Consider the following 22,074-nt stretch of genomic DNA (forward strand, 5'->3'; position numbering starts at 1 on the left):
GTTCGTTCACCTTTGGCGAGGTCGTTCTCAATCCGTTTTCTCACTCGACTCAGAGCCTACCGAAATCCGGTCAAGGAGTCTGTCTGCGGCCGTTGCTGCGGTGGTTGGTTCGAGTCCGTGCTGACAGTAGGTATTGACCATCGCTGACCGGATCTGTTCGTCCGGTCGCGTCGGGCGCGGATCAAGGTAGTCCTCTTGACGAAGGTATCCTCGGAGTTTCTCGATTTTATTCTGGCGAAAGTGCGGGACCTCTGGTAACTGGTTAAGGATCTCTTCTGGATCGCCGTCGACACTGTCCGCCAAGGCACTCACCTCGTCGATGAATTTTGTGGTGACGGCGTCGGTGGCTTCTAACACGTCGCGGTCAACCGCCTTCCCACGCCCAACAGTATACGCCTCAACGAACGCTTCAAGTGCCACACCATGCTGTCGGACCTGTTCTCGGGACGGTTCCGAGAGGAGACCATCAACGGCACCGACTTCCAGCAACGATCGGAGATGTCCCCAGCGCTCGATGCCAGCAGCACGGAGTCGGTATAGTTGCTCTGGGTCCTCAGTCACGTACCAGAGCGGAGCTGAGGCAGCTCCTTGTCGTGGATCAAATGTCGAGACATCCAGTCGTTCACGGTACGTCCGATGATCGTCGCCGTCCGGAGCTGGCACGTCCATTGCACCAAGTGCTTCGAGTGTGGGCGGCTCCGAGATCGGGTCGTGCCCGTCCCCTGCCCTCAGTTGCTGGAGACTGTACTCAACATCAGACCCCTCGAGCCGATTCTCCCAACGCGTGCGTTCGTCATGCCGGGCCGTGAAGTAGAACACTTGTCGCCCCTCTCGGGCCAAATCGATCACGGTGTCAAGGACTGTCTCGGCCCGTTGGTCGTCAAACGGTGCCAGCGTCTCGTCAAGCAATAACGGGGGCGCGGTCTCCTGCTCTCTGTGTTCCACGAAAGCGACCCGGACCGCTAACAGAACCTGCACTCGCGTCCCACTCGACAAATCGTTCAGGTCAACCCGCCGCTGTTCACCCGTATCGTACGCCCTGAACGTACCGTCATCGAGTCTCAGCTCGAACTGCCCGTCAGTAATTCGACGCAGCAGGTCGTCCGCCCGCTGAAAGACCGGTTCCTGGTTGCTAGTAACCGTCTCTGCCTCGACGAACTCAAGGAGTGTATCCGTCACCGCATCAGCGACGTCCGTTTCAAGCGCCCCTTCAAGAGCCCACAAGGCCTCATTTTGTTCTTGAACTGCGGCTTCAATATCCATCGATGCCTTCGCATCCTCGATTTCCTTCTCCAGCGTCGTCTTTTCCTCCAACAGATCGTCGTAGCGGCCCGCAACCTTCCGCTTCTCGCTTAATTCCTTTTCTAAGTCGTCCCGGTCTCGCTCTTCGATCGCTTCGTCGTAGTCGTCGAAGGCACGAAGGTCCTCCTGCCGATTCCGGAGAGTTGTTTCAGCTTCGTCTTTTGCCTCGACGGCTGCCTTGTACTCTGCGTATTGCTCAGACAGTACTTCAAGACGGTCTCGGTTGTCAGGATCCAATCCACGTTCGGTGAACAGTGACTCCCGTTCGGATCTGTACTGTTCGAGATCGGTACGGGCCTGTGCGACCCCTCCATCAACCTCTGCGAGTCGTTGCATCGCAGCCTCGTAGTCGCGTTGTCGCTGTTCGAGACTCTCGATGGCAGCTGTTGCGTCGGTACTCGTCTCAACTACGTATGAGTACGTCTCGGTCGTGAACGGTTCGATCGTCTCGCAGAACTGCTCATGGGACGTCTCAACCTGGGTCTTGGCTTCCCGCAGGCCCGCCTGTTTCCCGGTGACGATCTCGTCAGCAGTCTGCCAACGCTCGACACGCTCGACCGCTACCGCCAGTTCAATGTCGTCATCAACCTCAGTGTCAAACCGATCCTGAAGCCGCTGTCGGGCCGTCTCCAGTTCATCCTTGACGTCCTCGATATCAAACTGTGCGCGGATCTCATCTCGTTTTTGGGCCTCCTGCTTGTCGAGTTCGACTGCACTCAAACGCACACGAAGTGCGGCGACACGGTCTCTGACCGCGTCAGCTTCCCACGAATCCGGTTCCTCCAACCCAGTCTGCCGGAACGTCCCTGCGTGCGTCGTCCTCGCAGAGTCCGTACTGCCTTCCTCACCCCTCACGGTGATCGCTGCGTACCCAGCGAGCGCGAGACCAAGTACCGTCAGAACAATCCCTGCTGGATTCACCGTCAGCGCAATCACGACACCTGAGAGCGCCGTCAGCACCCCAGCCGCGACAGCCGCTGCAACGGGGCGTCGATTTCGCTGATCGTCGTTGTCTTGTTCTGCCGGGGCTGCAAGCCAGTTCTCAAGGGCATTCCGCCCACTCTCAAGCGTTTCACGATCCCTCTGCTCCTTCAAGTCGTCACCGAGCCACTCGTCAACGGCGGCTTCGACCTGCTGCTTGCCTTCGACTTCAGCCACCTTGCTGACGAACGACCGGAGTTCAACTAGATCGTCCGTGCTGACCTCCCGGAGCGTCTCGTCGTCAAGATCAAGCGAAATCTTCCCCCGTACCTCGTCACGCTCGGCTTTTGCCTCCGCTACGTCTCGTTTCAACCGATCGCGCTCGTCTTCAGCGTCATTGAGCTCGTCCCGATACCCTCGAAGTGCCTGTAGCACCTCATCGGTGACGCCGTCCTCAGGGAGTTCCGTAGCTTCGAGTTTCTCAGCAGCCTCACGGTACTTCGTGGCCACCTCTCGCTCTTCACCCATTTGGGTGTCGACCTGCTCCTCAAGTTTGTCGAGGTCATCCAGTTCAGAACCATCGAAAGTCGCCAATTCGTTCGGGAACGACGCTACCTCTCTCTGTTTCTGATCGTAGGCGTCTTGTGCCTTCCTGTACTCGACCGCCGTCTCAAGCAGGTCGACGCGCTCTCTCGCGGCGTCAGCAGCTTCCAGTTTTTCTTTGAGTTTGCTGAGGTCTGCTCGTTCCGCCGCGAGATCCGGGGCGCCGCGCCGCAACTTCTCGACGTTTTCGACAGCCGCCGCTGCATCCTTCGTCTCGCTAATCCCTCGTGTGGCGGGGCTGGCCCCGTTAGCCAGGCCGAACTTGTCGCGGACTGCGTCAATGTTGAACCCGCCAGTCGACTCGCGTTGAATGACGCTTGCGAATTCGCCGTCGTCCGTTTCCTCCTGTAGCATATCGTGCAGCGACAGTGCGTACCGACGACCACCATCCATCAACGGCACCGGGATCGCGTCCGCGGGTGCGCCGTCACGAAAGTGCTCACTCACACCTCCGTGCAGGTCGATCCGCCGCGACTCTCCATCGTACGTCAGGTCAGTCCGAACCGTCGCCGAGGCCGGCGCTTCATCGGGCCACAACGACCAGCGGATCGCCTCCGCGAGCGTCGATTTCCCAGCCGCATTCGCACCGTATACAACGTTAACTCCCGACGAAAACTCTTCGAGCGTAAACCCTGCTGTCTCGAACCCCGGCGCGCGGTCAAGTGTCACGGCGTCAACGGTGACAGGCGTCTCTCGACCGTCCGCCGTCTCACGATTCGTCTCGGATTGGTCGGCGTCAGTCGGGGCTGGCTCACTCATCGCCCGTCACCCCCTTGTTGTTCACTGAACGCTTCGATGACCTGCCGCGCCTGCTGGCGAATTACATCCTTCGTTTCCGTTTCCGTCGGCCGCGCGTACGTCTCATCATGGCTTTTCAACTCCCGATACGCATTGGAATCGTGCGTCTCGCGGACACGCCTGTGTGCGGCCTCAATGACGGTCCGGTAAGGGTCCAAGGGTTCGTCACCGTCGAGTGCCCGCAGCAACCCGGCCACGTACCCGATCGGATCATTCTCACCGGCACGTTCAGCGAGATCGATCGCGGGTTTCGTATCAATTGCAACGTCGATTACCCGTATTGTGGTCCCGCCATCCGTGCGCTCAATCTGTTTAAGTTCGGCACGTCGACTGCGCAAGTCGGTGTGTTCGTCTATTCGCCCTTCGATTACGAGAGTGACCGCAAGCAACTCCGTCTCGGTGCCACATTCCGTGACTACCTCACGCAACTGTTCATGCGTAGCATCAACGATATCGTGAAACCCTTGCTCAGGCGTCGTCGAGACGGTGACCGCTTCGTATTGCAGTGTTGCCGTCTCAAGCGGCTCTGTGGTAACTGTTCCGTTACTTTCGACTGAGAGAACCCACGCACCGTGGCTGGCCCTTTCGCTCGGATCTAACGGTTGCAGGGACCCCGGATACAAGACTGGCGGATTCTCATGACGTGTCCCCGGGACATGAAGGTGACCAAGCACCCATGCCGCGTGCCCACTCGTCGCCAAGTCATCCACGGCGACCGGGGCGTACCGGTCCTCTTCACTCACGTCTCCGTGCACGACGCCGAGACGCGGAACACCGTCGTCGTCCAGATCGTACCTGGCTACCGGACTCTCGTGATAGTACCTGCTCGGAAACGACCAGCCATCAACATGGAGGCACGCCTCGCCGTCGGTGTCAGTAAGGACTGTTCGCTCCCACGTCCCGTCCCGACCGAGCAACTGGAGGTGATCGATTGCGTCGGCCAAGTCTGGCAGTACGTCTGCGTCGTGATTTCCGGCCACAGCAACGAGCGGAATACCGGCCTCCGCCAGCGTAGTAGCCGCAGATTCAATCGCGCCGAATGCCTCAGCGTACCTGTTTTTGCTGTCGACGAGATCACCCGCAACGACGACCGCGTCCACTCCCCGAGTAACAGCTGCTTCCGCGAGATCAGCCCAGACCGTCCGGGGAGAAAAGTCGGCCGCATCGAATCTGTCGGGAAGTCGGCTCGGACGGCGTCCGATATGAATATCCGCTGTACACAGAACCTCTGTTGATGCCATTTGATAAGCAAATATGAAGCTATTGATATAAACCCAGTGATTAGATCGAGAGTCTGATAGTTCTTCGTGATGTGTTCTGTTAAGCGAACCCGCGACAAACGGGTTGGACTATCACTGGTATTCCGGATACAGAGGCTCTTCTGTGATCTCTATTTTACTGACAGTAATCCCGGACACACCCCGTGACCCCATCAAGGAATACCGCTTGAATACGGCTGCAACCGAATAAATAATGCAGACACCCCCCGTTTCCATCCATTATGGAAGATGTGATATGTATGTCACCGAGTTCGTTCAGACGACGCGCTCGTTCAGTTCGTGCAGTTGGTGCTTGAATACCTTCACCTTATTCTGGTTTGCGCCGTAGAGTCCGTAGAACCAGACACGGTAGAGGTAGAGTGTTAGTCCGTCAGTCTCGATCGTGGCTCGCTTGAGATCAGGTGGGTGGGAGGTCACTCCGGCATCGAAGTAGTCAACCAGCCCGTCGAACGGCTTGTTCCCGAAACACACGACGTGGTACTAGGACTCGCCGAGCAAGCGCAACTGTTCCAGCAGCACCGCGGCATCGTCGTCGCTCACCTCAACGTTTTGACTGTCCGAGTCAACTTCGTCCACAAGGTCGGTCATGTACGTCCCCTGGAGTCGTTCCAGTCCACGGTCCTGGATAAATTCCTTCAGTCGGTAATCGTAGTGCTTCCGGGTTGGTGCGTGGAAGTTTGAGTAGGGGGAAGGGAGGTCAGCAGATCGGTTCAACCCCATGAGGACGACATCTGGGGTCAGCACCTCAGCCCGCTCATGGACGAATTCAACCAAGCGATCGGGTTGCGTCTCAACGCAGTCACCGTCGGGGAATTCGTCGTCCCACACAGCCCAACTGGCCCACGGGTACTGTGCAGCGATCCCTGCGAGTGTTTCGCGATCCATGTTTCCAAACTTCAACGGCCTGCCCTATGAATTGTGCCAGATTTCGAATAACGTTGCTCAGAGGGACACAGGACAATGATATGGGTATGCAGTCTGCAGGTTCACCTATTGCAACTCCGACAACAACTGCAGTGCGAGCTGTTTGTTGAGACTTCGATTCGCATTCCCGCAGTGGTGTGAATGAATACAGGAGGGGCACCCATCACGGCAGCTACAGTCCTGAAGCAGTTTGAACGTCTTTTCTAACAGTACGTCAAGTTGATCGAATGCTTGTCGCGTCAGCCCGGCTCCACCGGGATGGCCATCGTGAATAAAGATGGTTCCACCAGTTGTCTGCCCGTGACTGACAGTTGAAAGACCGCCGATATCGCCTCGATCGCACAGTACCTCCATGGGAAACAGCGATATCAAGGCATGTTCGATCGCGTGGAGCGCACTGAGATACTCATCTTGTGACTCTGCTTGATCGATAATCCTCGCCTCGACGTCGCTGGGGACGGTGATGAACAGTCCTGTCGTTTCGATAGCTCGTGACTCCAACGGCTCTTCAAACTCACACTCCCGTGGAGTGCCGTCACTGGGATTGCTGTACAGTAAATATCCCGTGACTGTATCCTCTACCGTGAGTTTACCTAACGTCGCTTGAGCATCCATTGCATGCGTCTCAACGGATGACTGGCGGTACGTATCCTCAATAGTCACGGACTTCTCTCGGAGAGCACGCGTGTACTCTGCTGTAGACGTAGTTTCGAGCAACGCCTGATCGGATTCGAGATCTAAGTCCACAACTCGATAGGTCTGTTTCTGATGGCGATAAATCGCGTCCGGGTGTGCATCCCGCACCGCAGCTCCAAACTCAAGCGATGCCAACTGCTCGTCCCGGTTCCGGTCAATAAGATCAATTTCGCGGTCATCGATCGCTCGAATATTTGTATTCCACTGAACATCTGAATCCGTGGCACGCCATTGAATGCGGTCGCCACTCTCTACACGGCGAAGGCGATTATTGGTTTCCACGTCCGTGACGACATCAGCCAAATCGGAGCCGAAATATTCCTCGTCATCTGGCGATAAGAAATGGTCACTTGCCGCACAAACAACGTGATCCGGGCGAATCGCATCATTAGTAGGGTTGACAGCAGCCTGTTCAGCACCGGTCTCAAACAATTCTTCGGGCTCTCGGATCGTATACTGGTCCAGTGGATCGTCTGCCCCGACGAGAACAACGAGGCAGGCATCCTCACCACGCCCAGCTCGACCGGCTCGTTGGAATGTACTCATCGACGTTCCCGGGTAGCCGTCAAGCAAGACGACGTCGAGAGTTCCGATATCGATCCCGAGCTCAAGCGCGTTCGTACTCCAAACGCCACGAGCATCGCCGCTGCGAAGCTCCTCTTCAAGTTTGAGGCGTCGGTTCGTGTTGAGTGATGCATGATAGGCGTGGACGCTGTCCGCGAGGTCGTGTTGGCCTCGTTCACGCAGCATTTTGTCCGACCAGTCAACATACTGTTCCGTCCCCTGTCTAGCAGCAGTAAAGACAAGCGTCTGATAGCCCCTAGTTACGAGATCGCAGAACAGTCGCACGGATTCGACGTGATTCGATTGTCGTTCCCCGCCGACAACCTCCTGGTGGGATAGGAGGGCAATCTCATCGGAGGGTTCCGGTGAACCGTCTGGCTCCGCTTGTGGGTCGGTCGCCGAACTCGGAGCGGTATCAATAGCGGCTGCGATCTGTTCAGGTGGGTGTTCGTCATGGCCAGCACGAACAGTGCCATCTGAGTCGACAGCCGGGTCCGGAACCGATCGGTCTTCGTCGTCATCTTGCTTGAGCGGTGGATTCCAGAACAGCCAATGGCGATCGCCCGATGCACTCCCATCGTCATCAACAAGTCTGAACGTAGTTTCGTCCTGGCCAGTGACAGTTGCTGCATGCTCGACGGGATTCCCAATCGTTGCTGAACAACAGATGTACTGTGGAGACGAATCATAATAATCACACAACCGATTAAGCCGTCGAAAAATCAACGAGGCATGACTCCCGAAAACCCCACGATACATGTGGACCTCGTCAATGACCACGGTATCCAACTGCTGGAATAACCACCGCCAATGACCCCTCCCGTGAGCATACGGGAGGAGACTAAGATGGAGTTGATCGATCGTTGTGAGAAGAACATCCGGCTGAGAACCCTTGATTTCTTGCCGAACCGTTCTCGATGTTTCTCCTGTTTGAACCCCTATATCGATCGAAGCACCAAACCCTAACTCAGTATCGAACGCTTCGAACGTGTCAGCTTGATCATTAATGAGTGCGCGGTACGGGGCGATGTAGAGTGTTTTTCCTGTGTTTTCGATCGCTCTCTCGATACCGGGAACGACGTATGTGAGAGTTTTGCCAGATGCCGTTGGCGTTGCGACAACCACGTTCTCACCAGACTGGACAGCCTCAATGGCCTCTACCTGATGCGAATACAGACTCGAGATTCCGGACTGTCGAAGTGCAATCGATAACGGTTCAGAAACGTCGATATCAGCGGTCTCCGCAGATTGTCCCCTCTCAACCTGTTGATACGTGATCTGTCCCTCATAGTAGCCTCGACCCCGCAACCATTCGACTGTCTCCCCAATGCCGGGTCGATTCTTCATCTACCGGCTCTTATCGATTGTTGCTTGTGAAGTTTAGTGATTTGGTCAACGGAGTTGCATTTGCCTGGTAAGTACGCCTACGCCATCCCGGACTTGTTGCCATCCGGTACAACAAGCGCAGTTCAAGCACTATCTCCAACACACAACAGACCTTGTTGAAGCCGAAACGCACGCTGAACCACCGTTCAAGCCGTAACCGACCCGATCCGAAATTGCGTAGGAAGAGTGGCAGAGACGGCTCCCAGCCTGCCGCTCAGATTTCCGTGTGGTCTTAGCGGTGGAACCGGTACTTCCTTGTCCACATTACCCTTCCAGATCGCTTCTTGGCCGTTCGGATTCCGAATGTTGAGCAATGGATTCTCACCTTGGTATTATGACGGTTGTTGTTAGATATCATAGGATTTCAAGCACACCGAAAATAGTTCAGCTGTAGGAGGAAGTACCATGAATTGAACTCATCGATCTGCTAAATAATTGCAAGCTATTTTTTGCTTCGACTGGTAGGAGAGCGAGTGATTGAGCAGTGATAACAACACACTATCGTGGTCGTACTAGAAACAACTCCCAGAGAAACAACCAGACTTCGATAACTACAATCGCCATCATGTGATCAGAACATGGTTATATTTGATAACAACGGATTCCTTGAAGAGGAATACACGCTTAAAGAATGGCTCTCAACCCATCTTGAGGATATGGAAGGAGAATTACGAATCACAGTAGGATATTTTTCACTTGATGAGGTAACAGCGATTATCTCACAGGTCCCGTCAAACGTAACAGTACGTATTCTAGCTAAAGCCGAGATAGCAACGACTGATGTCACACTGATGGAACTCCTTCAGGATAATGGAGCGCAATTAGAGGATCACGCAGAATATAAAGAAGTCTATGAAGCGCTGGGAGAATCGCTTTTCGTTCGGATCCATCGACAGGTACATGCTAAATTATATCTCACACCGGAAGCTGCCGTACTTGGCTCGTCAAACCTTACCCAAGGTGGACTCGCAAATAATATCGAGCTAAACGTATCGTGGACTAATACTGATAGAGTGGCTCAACTCTCTAATTGGTTCGATGCTGTATGGCAGAAAAGTACTGACTTCTCCCACGTTCTCGCTGCGATTTTAGAACTGTCACCAGTTGGTCACCAACTTGTTGACCTACCAGTTCAGGATCGTAATGTTTTGAGACGGGCATATGGAATCGAGAATCCGAATATCTTAGAAGGGGTAACTGCTCGCTCGTTGCTTGGACAGCTTGCACAACTAGAAGAAATTATAGACCCTGCAGTGAACCCAGAGCAGGAAGATGGTGCGACTCGGTATTATAACGATTTGATCCAGAAAGCCGCAAAGTCACGTACAGACAAGCCAGGTTTTGAGGCGTTTCGAAGTCAATGTCCATCAAACGCTCGTGAGATTTGGAAGCGCTATCAACAACGTGAGTCAAGTTCCCCAGTCTGTGTAGCACCCATCAACGATCTTTTTCTGCTTGATCTCTACGCAAACGACGATACACCAGAGGAAGTACTTGATCTACAAGACGAGTCTCAGAACATTCCGACGGTGATGGTACAACTATGGCAGAACCAGCAAGAAGCACTTGATACATGGATTGATGCAGGCCGAGATGGTCTCATTGAGATGGCGACCGCGACTGGAAAGACAGTAGTCGGTCTTGCTGCGATTTCAGAACTTTGTGGTCCGTATTACGGTGAGCCACGAACAGAAACTGCCGATATCCTCGTCGTTGTCCATCGAACTGCGCTTCGGGAACAATGGCTTCAGGAGATTCTTGAAAAACTCGGCCTAGATTCCGATCCGTTTAGTGAAGACGGTTCACCGGTCATTGAATTTGATACAGGTCGAATCGAAATTCAGACCCCTCAGTATATTTCCCTCAATCAAGATGAGTTCACCGAACAGTCATACGATCTCGTTATCTATGACGAAGTACATCACTATTCCCAGACCGACGGGTGGGGTGCGACATTAGATTATTTGAGTCGTGATGCGACATTAGGACTCACAGCGACACTAGAAGAACCACGTCGACAGTTGTTAGAGAAGAGAATTAATGATATTGTGTATGAATACGGCTTTAAGAAAGCACAAGCAGATCATCTCCTCCCAGAACTGGAATGGTATCTTCATCCAATCGAACTTACCGAGGAAGAACAAGCCGAATTTGAGCGGTGGAGTCGAAAACTCCCGCTCGCCCTGGAAGAAGTCAAGCAGGACGAAGCAACGTACAATAATCAACTCGAATTAATTGAAGCTGATGATATTCCTTATTCACGAGAGGTACTAGTTGAGGAGGAGACACTTGATCTCGCCCACTTTCTGCAACTCTTCAAACTCACGAATATCGTTCAGGATGAAGAGAACATCCCTGAAACTTGGACAAAACCCATTCGTATCCTTCGGCAGCGACGGGAACCAATTTATAGTTCTCAAGACGCTCAATCAAAAGCTATCACCCTCACGAAGAGTTACGTCGAATGTGGAAACAAAGTTATCGTCTTCTCAATGCGTGTCGAAACTGCGAATTCAATCGCAGCCAAAGTCCCAAACTCATTCGTTGTACATGGTCACTTGTCGAACGAGAAAAGCATGGACCAAATCGCTAACTTCCGTGCCAGAGACTCTGGTGCACTCGTTGCACCAATGCTCTTGGATGAAGGAATTGACGTCCCTGATGCCGACGTCGGTATCAACGTCGCAGGAACGAAATCACGTCTTCAACTTATACAGCGAATGGGTCGAATTCTCCGACCCGGCGGCAAGATCCTACCGGTTTTCCATCATTTTGCACACCCCTCTGAGATTGACCTGTATTACTCACTTGGTCCGATCGAACCGACTGTTATGAAGTCAGTCACACCACAAATTACGAAACGACTGCCGAGACGTATCGGACCGATACAGTTCAGCCACACACTTAGTATGATCTCACAAGACCAAGCCCAACAGTTACTCAAATCTGAGAACATAACTGAAGAACTACGTGCATATTCGGATAACCGGTGGTGGTTGAGTTTCCTCGCTCAAGACTATCCTGACGAATTCGAATCTTGGCTCCACAAGCGTGCCAACAACCATTCGTTAGCAGAAACTGAAATCCAAACAGTGGAGTCCCCGCTGGGTAGCGACGCAGAATAAGTTACAGAACCGCTTAGAGACTAAATACCGACAAATCTCTCTTTCCCACGTCTCTGCGATTAATGTCCCAAATCAACTTCTCGTCAACGCCAAGCAATCGCTGCGATTTCGAATTACGGTCAGACTCATCAACAAATCTCTTTGCTACTCTATAAAGACGATATCAGTATCTGCCATTTATCGTACTAGCTGTTCTTGCTCATCTGCTGAATTCCGTAGAACTCTCTAAATCTCTTCGCGGTTCGTGTAGATGGAAATAGTAGTATGAAGCTCCTTTCGGACTGGGGTTCGTGTGCTTTCGATCCCTGCAGCAGTTAATACGTATCTGAGGTCGTCTTGCCAATCAGGATCTGCGTCTACAGTCGGTGCTTCTCCTAATGCTATCGACAGAGATTTCCATAGGGCTGCTTGCTCGTACAGATCCGGATTTTCGGGCAGGTATCCAATGAGGCTCTCTGGTGCAAGTACAATCAGTAAATCTCGATGACGAGTGAAGGACACGTTGATTCGGTTTTCCGTTAGCAGGAACTTGTCTTCAGCAGCAATGTAATCCGGATTAGAGACAGTCGCGTTGACCGCTATCAGATCTTGTTCACCGCCCTGAAACCGATTAACCGTCTCAACTTGGAGTGCAGCAGGCTCCGAATCACCCTCTGGCGAATCCTCCTCGGCGACTGTATAGCCACGTTCACGCAATATCGACTGGACACGACCGCGTTGCGCATTGTGCGGCGTTACAACACCCACGTCAGCGCCAGATTCTGTGGCCATAACCAGTGCTTCAGTCAGCACGCTCTCAATAGGATTCCACTGTTGGTACTGCGCTTGCCCTGAGTAGGTCAGTAACGCGACGGTTGTCTTCTCATCAAATACCGGGGCGAGCGGATCCGGTAGCTCTTCAATCGCTGCTCCCACTGAATTCGGTTCTCGACCAGACGAGTACTTAATCTCATCCTGTTCGTATACGGCCTGCCGTACGAACTCAGCCGTCCAGTTGTCGAATCGATATGTCGTGTCCAGTTGGATAAGCGGGATCGCTACGGGGTCCGGATCGCGCGGACACACGACCTGTGATTGTTGCTCCGGTTCCAGCACCTCATCACCGCGAAGTAACCGGAAATAATCAAGCGTAGAGAGATACGCCGCCGTCGCACGAATATCCCGTCGGCTTACCTCCTCCCACTCGTGCTTCTGTACCGGTGGTAGTTGCCGATGATCTCCTCCGATGAGTACCTGCCCATCTTCCCGAAAGCCACTCCCAGCTAACAGAAAGCTTGGTAGTTCCAGCATCGACGCCTCATCCACAGCTAATAGATGCCACAACTGCTGTTCAGCGCGATCACGATCATCCGGATTCGACCCTGGAGCTACTTCCTTCAGGAAGCGCCACGACCGAGTCGTCGTCGCAAATACGAGCGTCAGTGGCTGGTCAGTCGTCCACACTGAGTCACCAGTTGTCACCTCCCCAGATTTGTTAGTCGGCGCTGTCTTCTGCTCAGATGCCGTAAACGAGGACAACCCGACTTGCTCATCTCCCGACGTCTCGAACTCTGGTGAATCAATCGAGTCTCCCCCTCCAGACCCGTTCTCAGCCTGCTGTGGTGATCTTCCGGTTGTCTGGAGCCGCTGGGTAATCCGGCGGATCCGTTGAGCATGATCCTCATTGTTGTAATTCGCGTACGTTACACCGTCAATCGGATCCGCTGGCTCCTCTCCGATCCGGACCAGTTCAATATCAAGATCGGCGGCTGCTATTGGCCCGTCCTCTTCCGCCTTGTTCACGAGGTCCGCGACATCCGCGAGCAGTTCGTCAATTGCCGTGTTCGACGGCGCAGTCACCAGCCCGTTTACACTCTCCCCGTTACGAGCACCCGCGTACAATCGTGCGAGCAACGCCGGTGCCATCGTCGCTGCGGTCTTCCCTGTCCCAGGCGGACCTTGCAGCGCGACGAACTGCCGTTTGTCCTCCGTGATAAAGTCCCGCTGCTCCTGACTGGGGTATGTGCTCTCTCCGACATCTTCACGCAACCATGCCGCAACAGCATCAACCCCATCTAGCCTCTCATTCTCAACTGAGGGACTATCTACAGCAAAAAACGGTGTATCAGGCCGATGCATGTGTCCGTATCGAAGAGCCTCCAACCGTTGGTGAAGTGCGTTCGTCTCCGCATGGTTCAATGCCTTCTGGGCGCGTTCAGCAGTAATATCGTCTGTCTGCGGGTCAAGTATCAGCCACTCACCTGACTCAATGTAAACAGAGTTCTCATTACCGGCGTGATCTGGATTAGTGGTCCAGTTAGCGTGATGCTGGCCGAAGTCACCGCCGTCATTCCAGAAGTTCCGGAGTGAAAGTTGGATCTGATCGTTGTCCGTATCCAGTCGTTCGATCGTCGCATTGACACCTTGTTCAATCTCATATGGACGCGTCACTGTTGCATCAACTTGCCCCGGATCGTACGGGTTAGCGACCATCCACGACCCACTCGATGTCCCTTGTGCGCCTTTCTGCCGGCACGCACGTTTGACCTGTTCGCCGTTATCATCGAATAGGAGATCGTGCTCGTATCGGAGTCGTCCAGTGATACGAAGTGTACTCCGATTCTGCTCGGTAACCTCCGTGACGTAGACCGGGATCGATTCACCTGCCAGCATCCGCTGAAGCGGGAACTGTCGGTACAGTTGATGTTTCTCTTCCCGGTTCGCCCGGTACTCCTCACGGAGGTATTCCTCAACACCGGCAGCAAGCGTAGGCGAATCGAATGTATCCACATCCAACTCTGCAACCGGATACGGGTCCTTCCTCAGGAGCAAATCCTTGTAACTCAGCGACCGCTCAACATGTTCCAGAACATCACACAGATGCTGACCTAACGTCTTGACATCTGCAGGACCGATTTCATTCGAGTGATCGTTGTCACGGTAGCGATACCGATTCAACTCGAATTCTGCCAAGGCAGACTCATCGATAGTCTCCTTTTCCTCCCAGTTCTCATCGATCCGCCCGACAGCCGCCCACAGGTATGCTAGCGGGACTGACGCGTCGTGTCGCATCCGCGTATTAATCCCATCGAACCGATCACCAGTTTCTGGATCAATCTCAATTCCAATCCCGTCATCGCCATCACCGAGCGATGACTCATCGGGATCCTCACTGCGGAGGCGCTGTTTCGCCTTCCGGACAAGATCGTCTCTGTCAGCATCGGAATACTCAGCAGCCGCGCCGATATCGAACAAGCGACGTGAAAATACGTGCCGAAGATCGTACGTCTCCTGTGTCTCCGGCGGTGAATACGACCACGCGTCATTACTCCGTGGTTTAGTGTACGCATCCGCTCCTGGTGGATAGAGCTCCTGATATGCATTCAACAGGCCTGAAGACGGTGTTTCTAAGATGATGTGGGACTCAACCTTCGACCGGAGCATTGATACCATCGAATCATCCGGTCGCCCGGTCCCCTCCACTGCCGACCGGAATGCCCCGACCTCCTCAAGGTCAGAATGCCGGTCAAACGCCTCAACAAGCGCGTCATACTCCCCATGGGTGTATACGTAGAAATGCAACGGCGGATCACTCTGACCCGTCTCCTCCAGCGACAGCCCAGCAGCGACCGATTGAATCGCCTCGAAAAGCCGCGCACAGAACCGTTCAAAGAGCGATCGCTCATGCCTGTCCGCAGCGTCACCCCCGTCAGGTGCAGCATCAGAGAGAACTGAGAGTCGCTGTGGTGATGTTTCGCTTTCTGTAGCTGTGACGCGCGCACTCAACTGGATCAACCGATCCCGAAGGTGATCGTACTGCACGTTCAAATATACTCGAACCATCGACCCATCCTGCCACTCGAAGTCACCGGGAGCCTCCTCGCTAGGTTCATCATCTGGAAGCGAACACTGACCACTCCCCGGTAACCAGTTCTGCGGCCGATCACTGACCCCATCCGGGTCCGCTTGCAGCGCATCAAGCATCGCCTCCGCTCGATACACGAGTTGCGGGAACAACTCACCGACGCCAGGAGTCCGAGCCAGTTCCTTGTATATCGGAGTTTGAAACGATCCGCGCTTGTACAATGTCGGCGTCCAGTTATCCTCACTCGGCGTGCGGCACAGCGCGGCAACATCCGCAATCGTCCGCACCCCGTGCTCACGCAGTATCTGCTGCTGCGAAACAGTTAAACCGAGAAGTCGGATGTGGCCCTGCTCAAACGACTCCGTGATACACCCTTCGTTGTACGGGCACGTCCCACACTTACTGTCCAATTGAAAATCAACCTCATCCCGACTCGTCCGAAGCGCCGTCATGAGCGGCGACTCCGCGTCAAGCAATCGGTGAAGATCAGCAATTCTGGGCTCGGTATCAAACGACGGAATGTGTTCACGAGTAACTGGCGTCACCGACGTTTCCTGCGTAATGACTCCCGCCGAGACTGTAACACGATCCGCCGAGAGATCCTTAGCCTGTTCAATGAGTTGGCGAAGCACCGCTGCGTACGCCGCTGCCTGAATCTGATGATACACCTTCTCCTCGCTCGTCCGCTTAACATCAATCACGCGGACCTCAGCACCCGACGACGTCGCCCAAACGAAGACCAGATCAGCATCACCATGAATCCCCTGGCCATCTACCCTCCCTGTCAAAGTTACCTGATACAGTAACACTGGGCTCCCATCCCAATCAGTTTCTGCAGTACTCGCTGACCGGATGTACTGCAACACCGTATCATGATCATCCTCGAACCCGTCTTCCTCAGCGTCATCCTGATCGAGATCGTGAAACTCGCGGGTATGCGCATCGATCCGCTCGCACACTGCAGACTCGAACTCCTCCCCAGCCGACGACAATAGAATATTCAGCGGATCAAACCCCTCCCGGAACTCCTCCGAGTCATGATTCGACGTCCCACTCACTTCCTGAATTCGATGCTTCGCATATCGATCACACTGCCCGTAACTGATGTACTCCGCAATCGCTGCCGGAGGAAGATACTCTGGAACCGAACCCCTCTCACTACTGTCCATCGTAACTGATCTTTCTGGTACATTTTCGGGGACATACAAAATGATACCGACAACTAGATCTAGTTGGATTTTCGACAAGGTGGACAACTTTGAGGACTAAAGTAGATGTTATAGACAAACAAGGTGAAGAAAATGGAAGAGTCTCTAAAGCAAAAGTGGAAAAGCTGTGATAAACCATTCCAGTCCAAAAACATATGATACCCAAACTGTGGGAAAAATAAACAGATTTCACGAACAAGAGCGGTGCCTTGGTGACTCTTAGTTCGGGTGTGTTGAATCACTAGGCGACGTCGTCGAAAACCAAGATCAGTACTTCCAGGCCAAAAACCCTGGTGACTGGGAAGAGATCACAGTCGGTGATCCGTAATCGCAGCTCTTCACCACTTCTCTTCTAACTTTTTCATAGCAGTATAATTCTGGTCATGTCTTACAATAGTGTAGAAAAGGAACAGGCTCTGAGTTAGACAAAACATTTCCACAAGTAGATCACGAACTTCTGTAAAAGAGATCTGTTCAACGGTTTCACCCTCGTCCATTAACCTAATCTGGTTCTCGATTGGATCAACCAAGTAGTCATCATGGGCGATAGAGTTCCTATAGTCATTATCAACTGGTTCAGCAAGCATATTGATCCTTGAACGCTTCTTCGCTGAAACCATACCAATGTAATTCCCCAACCGCTTATCCATGATATCCTTGAGTTCGCCTTCTCGATCCTCAAGCAACTCTACTGCAAAAAGCAAAAATGGGATCGTCTTCTTAAACATTTCACACTCTCGCTCGTACTCCCGAAGATACAGCCTTGCTGTCTCCGCATCCTCCACTTTCGGATTATCTAAAATAAGTTCAGTCTTCTCTTCATACCGTCCTAAAACCCGCTGTAGAAGGATATTACCATTATTCAGAAGCACGCTTTCAACATCTGAAGCAAACTCACTGCCCTTACCGCTTTCAACCAGATATTCAGAGATATTTCTGATACAATCGTAGTACTGCGGATAGCCGAAGTATTCGTGCACAGTCCTTACATTTTCCATTACCTCATCGATCTCCTCATAGTTCCCTATGAATGCTTCAATCGGGTTATCCGCAGTATTATCGCCTTCAAGGATCTCATTGGAAATGTCATTGAACTGGTTCAACATCAATGGCCAGATCTCGTCTTCATCTGCTTCTGACTCAGCGATCTCAACCCAGGCCTCTAACAAATCCTCAACGCCATCTACAGCGTTTTGTCGCTGATCGTCATCAACCTCAGTAGTAAGATCGCGTTCAAAAATCTGAGAGAACAAATGGATATACTCATCAGTCAATTACTCAGAGACAGTCTCAAGGTCAAACTCCTCGGAATCAGATTGTTCTGAGCCTGTTTCTCGATCAGTCATTAGTCATACAAGATATCACATCAACTATTTCTGTTTCCTTTTTCAAACGAGGTTGGTGATAACGGCACGGCGCTGTTCAGATTAGAGTTTGAAGGAGTGAGGCGGTGGAATTCGTTGTGCTTATGCCAGAATTCGACCGCCTCGGCGGGCCTAGCATCGACATCTAGTTAGATTTTGTGGAGCGAGAGCAGACACCGCGCGAACTGATGCAGTTGAGTATCCAACTCCAACTGCGTGGATTATCACTTTCGGATACTGTCTCTGTCTTAGAGAGCTTCGGTGTCACACGGGCGCGTTCGACTGTCCATAACTGGGTGCAGAAAGCCGATCTACAGCCGACAGATGGCAAACAGCCGGATCACGTCGCGCTCGACGAAACCGTGATCCAACTCGACGATCAACGCTACTGACTGTACGCTGCCGTCGATTCCGAAACCGATGAATTCCTCCATGTAAGGCAGTTTGCGACCGGAACGAAGGTGTCACCTCGATTTTCTCTCCGAACTCACCGAGAAACACGACGTTAAAGACGCCGTGTTTCTCGTCGATTCAGCCCCTTGACTCAAAGCGGCACTTCATCGACACGGGCTCCGATTTCGATACGAAAACACGGAAATCGGAACGCTGTTGAACGCCTCTTTCAAGAGATAAAGCGACGTACCTACCAATTTGGAAACTGTTTCAGAAACGCCGAACCGAAACTGCTGAAACATGGCTGCAGAGCTACGCATACTGCTGGAACCAGCTAATCTGAACAATGGCGTTAGATGTAGACCTACAGTTTATAGAAGCGTTCCTGAACTGCAGCACGATACATCTCATCCGGACTTGGATCAACACGTGCTAACCGAAGGAACCACATTAATGACTTCACGCTTGCTTTATCTACAGCTGCCAAAGGTACCTCTGGCATATTGCTAGTACTAATTTGACTGGGTTTTTTGCCAGAGAGAACGTCTACTACAGCGTCAAATAACCGGACATCAGAGAACTCCGATGCAAGTAATTCTTGAGCACGTTCAATATCATCATCATCGATCGCTTTTTTCATTTCACAGATCTGCTCCCGGTTCTGGAGTCGTTCATTCATTCCGTCAACAAGCTTGTACGCTTCAATAGCCTTGTCAAACTCCCTATCCAACTCATATTCTCGCGCACGTATGACATCAAGTCGATAGTTGAGAGAGGCGATATTGATATCAGACTGAGGAATCTGTTCAAGAAGATCCTCAGCCTTATGATAGTACTCACGAAACGCATCGAAATCACGTTCCACGTAAGCATGATATGCTTTAGCCCGAGCCAATGCGAATTGGTGGAACGTGATCGTCTCATCTAGCACGCTACGGATCCTCTCGTCTGCAGTCTGCTTTTGACGGAGGAAATATGCAAGAGCGGTCTCGTGCATCATGATGTTCGTAGCAGCATCGTTTTGTGGCGTTGCAGCACTTCGAAAAGCTTTACTCCAGTATTTCACTGCTCGTTCAGGATCAACAGGGCGGATCGACTGAGCAGCTGTAGCATATGCTTTGGCAGCCTCAATATCAGCACGGTCAGGCCGGTTTTCCCGCCCAGAAGTGAATGCACCACCAGTCCGTTCAATAGCAGTTGACAAAGCGACGTATGATGTAACGTAATGAGGCCACTTGTCTTCAGACTCGGTCGGCGGAGCATTGAATCCAGAGACAACATCTAATTGCCGCTCAGCCAGAAGCATCTGCCCCCGAGAGAGTGGTTGCCCGTGTCGGTACGCTTCCACAACTTGCTGACTAGTGAGATAGAGATACGTGATTAACACTGATTGGTTACTTCTAGCATGAAGAGCTGCAGCACATCGTTTTGCTTTATTTTCATTCGCATAGGAGAGAGTCCTCACCTTCTCAAGATGAGCCTCAGCGTCTGCACAATCCGGTGCAAGCCTCCCATCAATGGTTGGAGAGAAAGAACGATCTACGAATTCAGTGGCGAGAGTAGAAAGGGTATCTGAGGGATATTTACCTGCTTGAAGACGTGCTGTGACACTCGCACGAGCCAATAAATCTACAGCCTTCTCAAGCGAGGACCATTCGTCGATTGTACTCTCATCAGTGTTCTCAGACGGGGAAAAGGAATGATCTCTATTGGGAACACGTGATAACAATGTCTCACACATTCCGTAGACGAATATGGGATTATCTTGTTGATCATACGTGTGTTCCAAGGTTACTTCTACCATTTGGTCAACATTAGGGATACTTAACCCAGCCTCTGAATACGCATACATATTCTCGACGAGTTCAGCAAGACTGCCGACCCGAAAATTCGATCCCCGCAGTCCTGTTCCCAAAACCATATTCTTGGCGTGACGTGCGAGATCGTCCTCAAAGTCCTGCCGAGTATCAGTAGACGCCTTATCAAAAAACACATCTAGAAATTCCACCCACTCTTCAAAGGATGTATTTTCAGCTACATTCCGACTTAAGTGTTCAAAGTACCTGTTTTCGGATTCCCCTTCCTTTTGGAGTTCAGAAAAAAGGTCTGGATTATCAAGAAAAGCAAAAGCGCGTTCTGCATGAGTCATCTCTTCTGGATCAATTTCGAGATCCTCATCTGGAACCGATTTTGGAGACATCGTATGTGTTACAAAAACGAGAGGGAGCTACCATTGTCTTTGTGGTAGAGAGACCCAGTGTTCACGCAATGGAACTTCCTGTACCAGACGTCTTCCTTTTGCCATCATCAGACTAGGATATACGTTCAGACCCGGTGTGAGAGGAGACTTTTAGCCGGTCTCACTTAGTCGAATTAAAAAGACGAGTCACGCAGTAACGACTACTGACTGATTTCGAAAAGGGGGGTAGTGTCACCCCTACTTTTCGGCTCCCACTTTTCGACGTGTGCTCCTTCGCTGAGTATGAGTTGAATCTCCTCGTACCGGTCAAAGGCGTAGTTGATGCCGTTAAGTTTGTATATTCGCTCTTCTGTAGGAGATTGTTGATACTGCTGAGCGGTCGCTCCGAAGTCGAAGAGGACAAGGGCACCGCGTCAGCGGTGCCCGACACGGATGATCCCGCTAGATGTGTTTGGGTCGGAATCGGTCGCAGCAGACCTGCTCCAACAGGTTCGCTGGCGTGACGGTGTTTCCTGTCCTCGCTGACGTTCTGACTTGACGGTCAGAAACGGCAGCTACGGGAACTTTCAGCAGTATCTCTGTAAGGATTGCGACCGCACATTAAATGACAAAATAGATATAACTTTCACTCACTGGAAGATTGCACTCCGCCGGTGGTTGTTCTTGATTTATGCGTTTCTCCGATTTAACACGAGTCTCCGGCAGCTACAGTGCGAAATCGAAGTTACACACAAAACGATGCATCGGCGTATCGAGCGCTTCGCCAGCGCGCTCGATGCCCTTCCCTTGATCTTGTCGGGCCGGTCGAAATTGACGAAGTGTAGGTGAAGGCCGGAAAGAAAGGCCGCGAGCGCGACTGTAGTGAATTAACTAAGTTCTGGGCATAGTTCTTACTCCAATCACCGGCAGCTGATGATTGCAGTGGAAATATTCCATGCAACTATTCCCAATACTTCCCTCGATCATTATTGGTCGCGCTCGCGTGGCCTCTCCACGCGTGGACGTGGAACATTTGATGGCGACAAGCCATCCGTGTTTATCCTCAATGATCGCGGGACTGGACAGCGGTACGTGATCTCAGCGAAAGCCGCTGACGAATCGACGATTCGACTCCTTTTGTCCGACCGCCAAGAGGACTCACTGACCGTCTATACTGACGGCTTTCGAGCGTACGAGCCACTTGAAGAGGACGACGCCTTCACCCGTGAATACGTCGTCCACGGTGACGGCGAATACGCCAATGAAGAGGTCCACGTCAATACCTGAGAGAGCCAAATCAAGGCATCTCAAAGGCTAAGCTCACACAGTATCTCAGAGCATTTCAGCTTCGCCGAGAATCATATCGAAAAACGGGGCGAGATGCGCTCAAACACGCTATCCATGCGACACTCTGAAATCAACAATGTGCTACGCAAGAGCGTTAACAATATTCGGCCATATTGTTGTGAAGCACGCGAGGAATAACC

At 52.3% G+C, this 22,074-nt stretch carries 9 protein-coding genes and 2 pseudogenes; 3 read left to right on the top strand and 8 right to left on the bottom strand.

Translation table 11 applies throughout. The annotated features are described in order from the left end of the window. Positions 1 to 27: 27 nt before the first annotated feature. From ACZ5C7_RS02340 to ACZ5C7_RS02360, 5 genes are all read right to left on the bottom strand, one after another. Entirely contained in the window at positions 28 to 3,585 is a 3,558-nt protein-coding gene (locus ACZ5C7_RS02340) for an AAA family ATPase (protein WP_464375014.1), read from the bottom strand. Continuing rightward, positions 3,582 to 4,865, bottom strand: a complete 1,284-nt coding sequence (locus tag ACZ5C7_RS02345; RefSeq protein WP_464375015.1) for a metallophosphoesterase family protein — start codon at positions 4,863 to 4,865, stop codon at positions 3,582 to 3,584. Before ACZ5C7_RS02345 ends, ACZ5C7_RS02340 begins: the two co-directional genes overlap by 4 nt. Positions 4,866 to 5,159: 294 nt before the next feature. Next, complete coding sequence (locus ACZ5C7_RS02350) at positions 5,160 to 5,375, bottom strand: hypothetical protein (protein WP_464375016.1); 216 nt, start codon at positions 5,373 to 5,375, stop codon at positions 5,160 to 5,162. A gap of 9 nt (positions 5,376 to 5,384) precedes the next feature. After that, positions 5,385 to 5,789 carry a hypothetical protein gene (locus ACZ5C7_RS02355; RefSeq protein WP_464375017.1) on the bottom strand — a complete coding sequence of 135 codons (405 nt, stop codon included), beginning with the start codon at positions 5,787 to 5,789 and terminating at the stop codon, positions 5,385 to 5,387. A gap of 105 nt (positions 5,790 to 5,894) precedes the next feature. Further along, positions 5,895 to 8,435 (bottom strand): DEAD/DEAH box helicase, encoded by a 2,541-nt coding sequence (locus ACZ5C7_RS02360; protein WP_464375018.1) that lies wholly within the window; start codon positions 8,433 to 8,435, stop codon positions 5,895 to 5,897. 617 nt (positions 8,436 to 9,052) lie between these two features. Here ACZ5C7_RS02360 and ACZ5C7_RS02365 point away from each other — a divergent pair. Then, positions 9,053 to 11,599: a DEAD/DEAH box helicase family protein gene (locus ACZ5C7_RS02365; RefSeq protein ID WP_464375019.1), complete on the top strand. Its 2,547-nt coding sequence runs from the start codon at positions 9,053 to 9,055 to the stop codon at positions 11,597 to 11,599. A gap of 225 nt (positions 11,600 to 11,824) precedes the next feature. Here the strand turns inward: ACZ5C7_RS02365 and ACZ5C7_RS02370 are convergent, their stop codons facing one another. Together ACZ5C7_RS02370 and ACZ5C7_RS02375 are read right to left on the bottom strand one after the other, a co-directional pair. Next, complete coding sequence (locus ACZ5C7_RS02370; RefSeq protein ID WP_464375020.1) at positions 11,825 to 16,612, bottom strand: AAA domain-containing protein; 4,788 nt, start codon at positions 16,610 to 16,612, stop codon at positions 11,825 to 11,827. 377 nt (positions 16,613 to 16,989) lie between these two features. Then, the gene (locus ACZ5C7_RS02375) at positions 16,990 to 17,925 is read right to left on the bottom strand and encodes a hypothetical protein (RefSeq protein WP_464375021.1); all 936 of its coding nucleotides are present in this window, start codon (positions 17,923 to 17,925) and stop codon (positions 16,990 to 16,992) included. A 248-nt stretch (positions 17,926 to 18,173) separates the two neighbouring features. On the opposite strand from ACZ5C7_RS02375, the pseudogene ACZ5C7_RS02380 reads away from it, so the two are divergent. Next, a pseudogene (locus ACZ5C7_RS02380) lies at positions 18,174 to 18,751 on the top strand (IS6 family transposase). 21 nt (positions 18,752 to 18,772) lie between these two features. Here the strand turns inward: ACZ5C7_RS02380 and ACZ5C7_RS02385 are convergent. Beyond that, on the bottom strand, positions 18,773 to 20,608 hold the full coding sequence (locus tag ACZ5C7_RS02385) for a hypothetical protein (protein ID WP_464375022.1): 1,836 nt from the start codon (positions 20,606 to 20,608) through the stop codon (positions 18,773 to 18,775). 432 nt (positions 20,609 to 21,040) lie between these two features. Between ACZ5C7_RS02385 and ACZ5C7_RS02390 the strand changes: the two are divergent. After that, positions 21,041 to 22,002: pseudogene (locus tag ACZ5C7_RS02390) on the top strand (transposase). Positions 22,003 to 22,074 lie beyond the last annotated feature (72 nt).

It is taken from the genome of Halostagnicola alkaliphila (genome assembly GCF_055379965.1).

Bases quoted from the DNA above. Each gene is read 5' to 3' on its own strand.
- ACZ5C7_RS02360 (WP_464375018.1), bottom strand. From the start codon at position 8,435: ATGAAGAATCGACCCGGCATTGGGGAGACAGTCGAATGGTTGCGGGGT.
- ACZ5C7_RS02365 (WP_464375019.1), top strand. From the start codon at position 9,053: ATGGTTATATTTGATAACAACGGATTCCTTGAAGAGGAATACACGCTT.
- ACZ5C7_RS02370 (WP_464375020.1), bottom strand. From the start codon at position 16,612: ATGGACAGTAGTGAGAGGGGTTCGGTTCCAGAGTATCTTCCTCCGGCA.
- ACZ5C7_RS02385 (WP_464375022.1), bottom strand. From the start codon at position 20,608: ATGTCTCCAAAATCGGTTCCAGATGAGGATCTCGAAATTGATCCAGAA.
- ACZ5C7_RS02340 (WP_464375014.1), bottom strand. From the start codon at position 3,585: ATGAGTGAGCCAGCCCCGACTGACGCCGACCAATCCGAGACGAATCGT.
- ACZ5C7_RS02355 (WP_464375017.1), bottom strand. From the start codon at position 5,789: ATGGATCGCGAAACACTCGCAGGGATCGCTGCACAGTACCCGTGGGCC.
- ACZ5C7_RS02345 (WP_464375015.1), bottom strand. From the start codon at position 4,865: ATGGCATCAACAGAGGTTCTGTGTACAGCGGATATTCATATCGGACGC.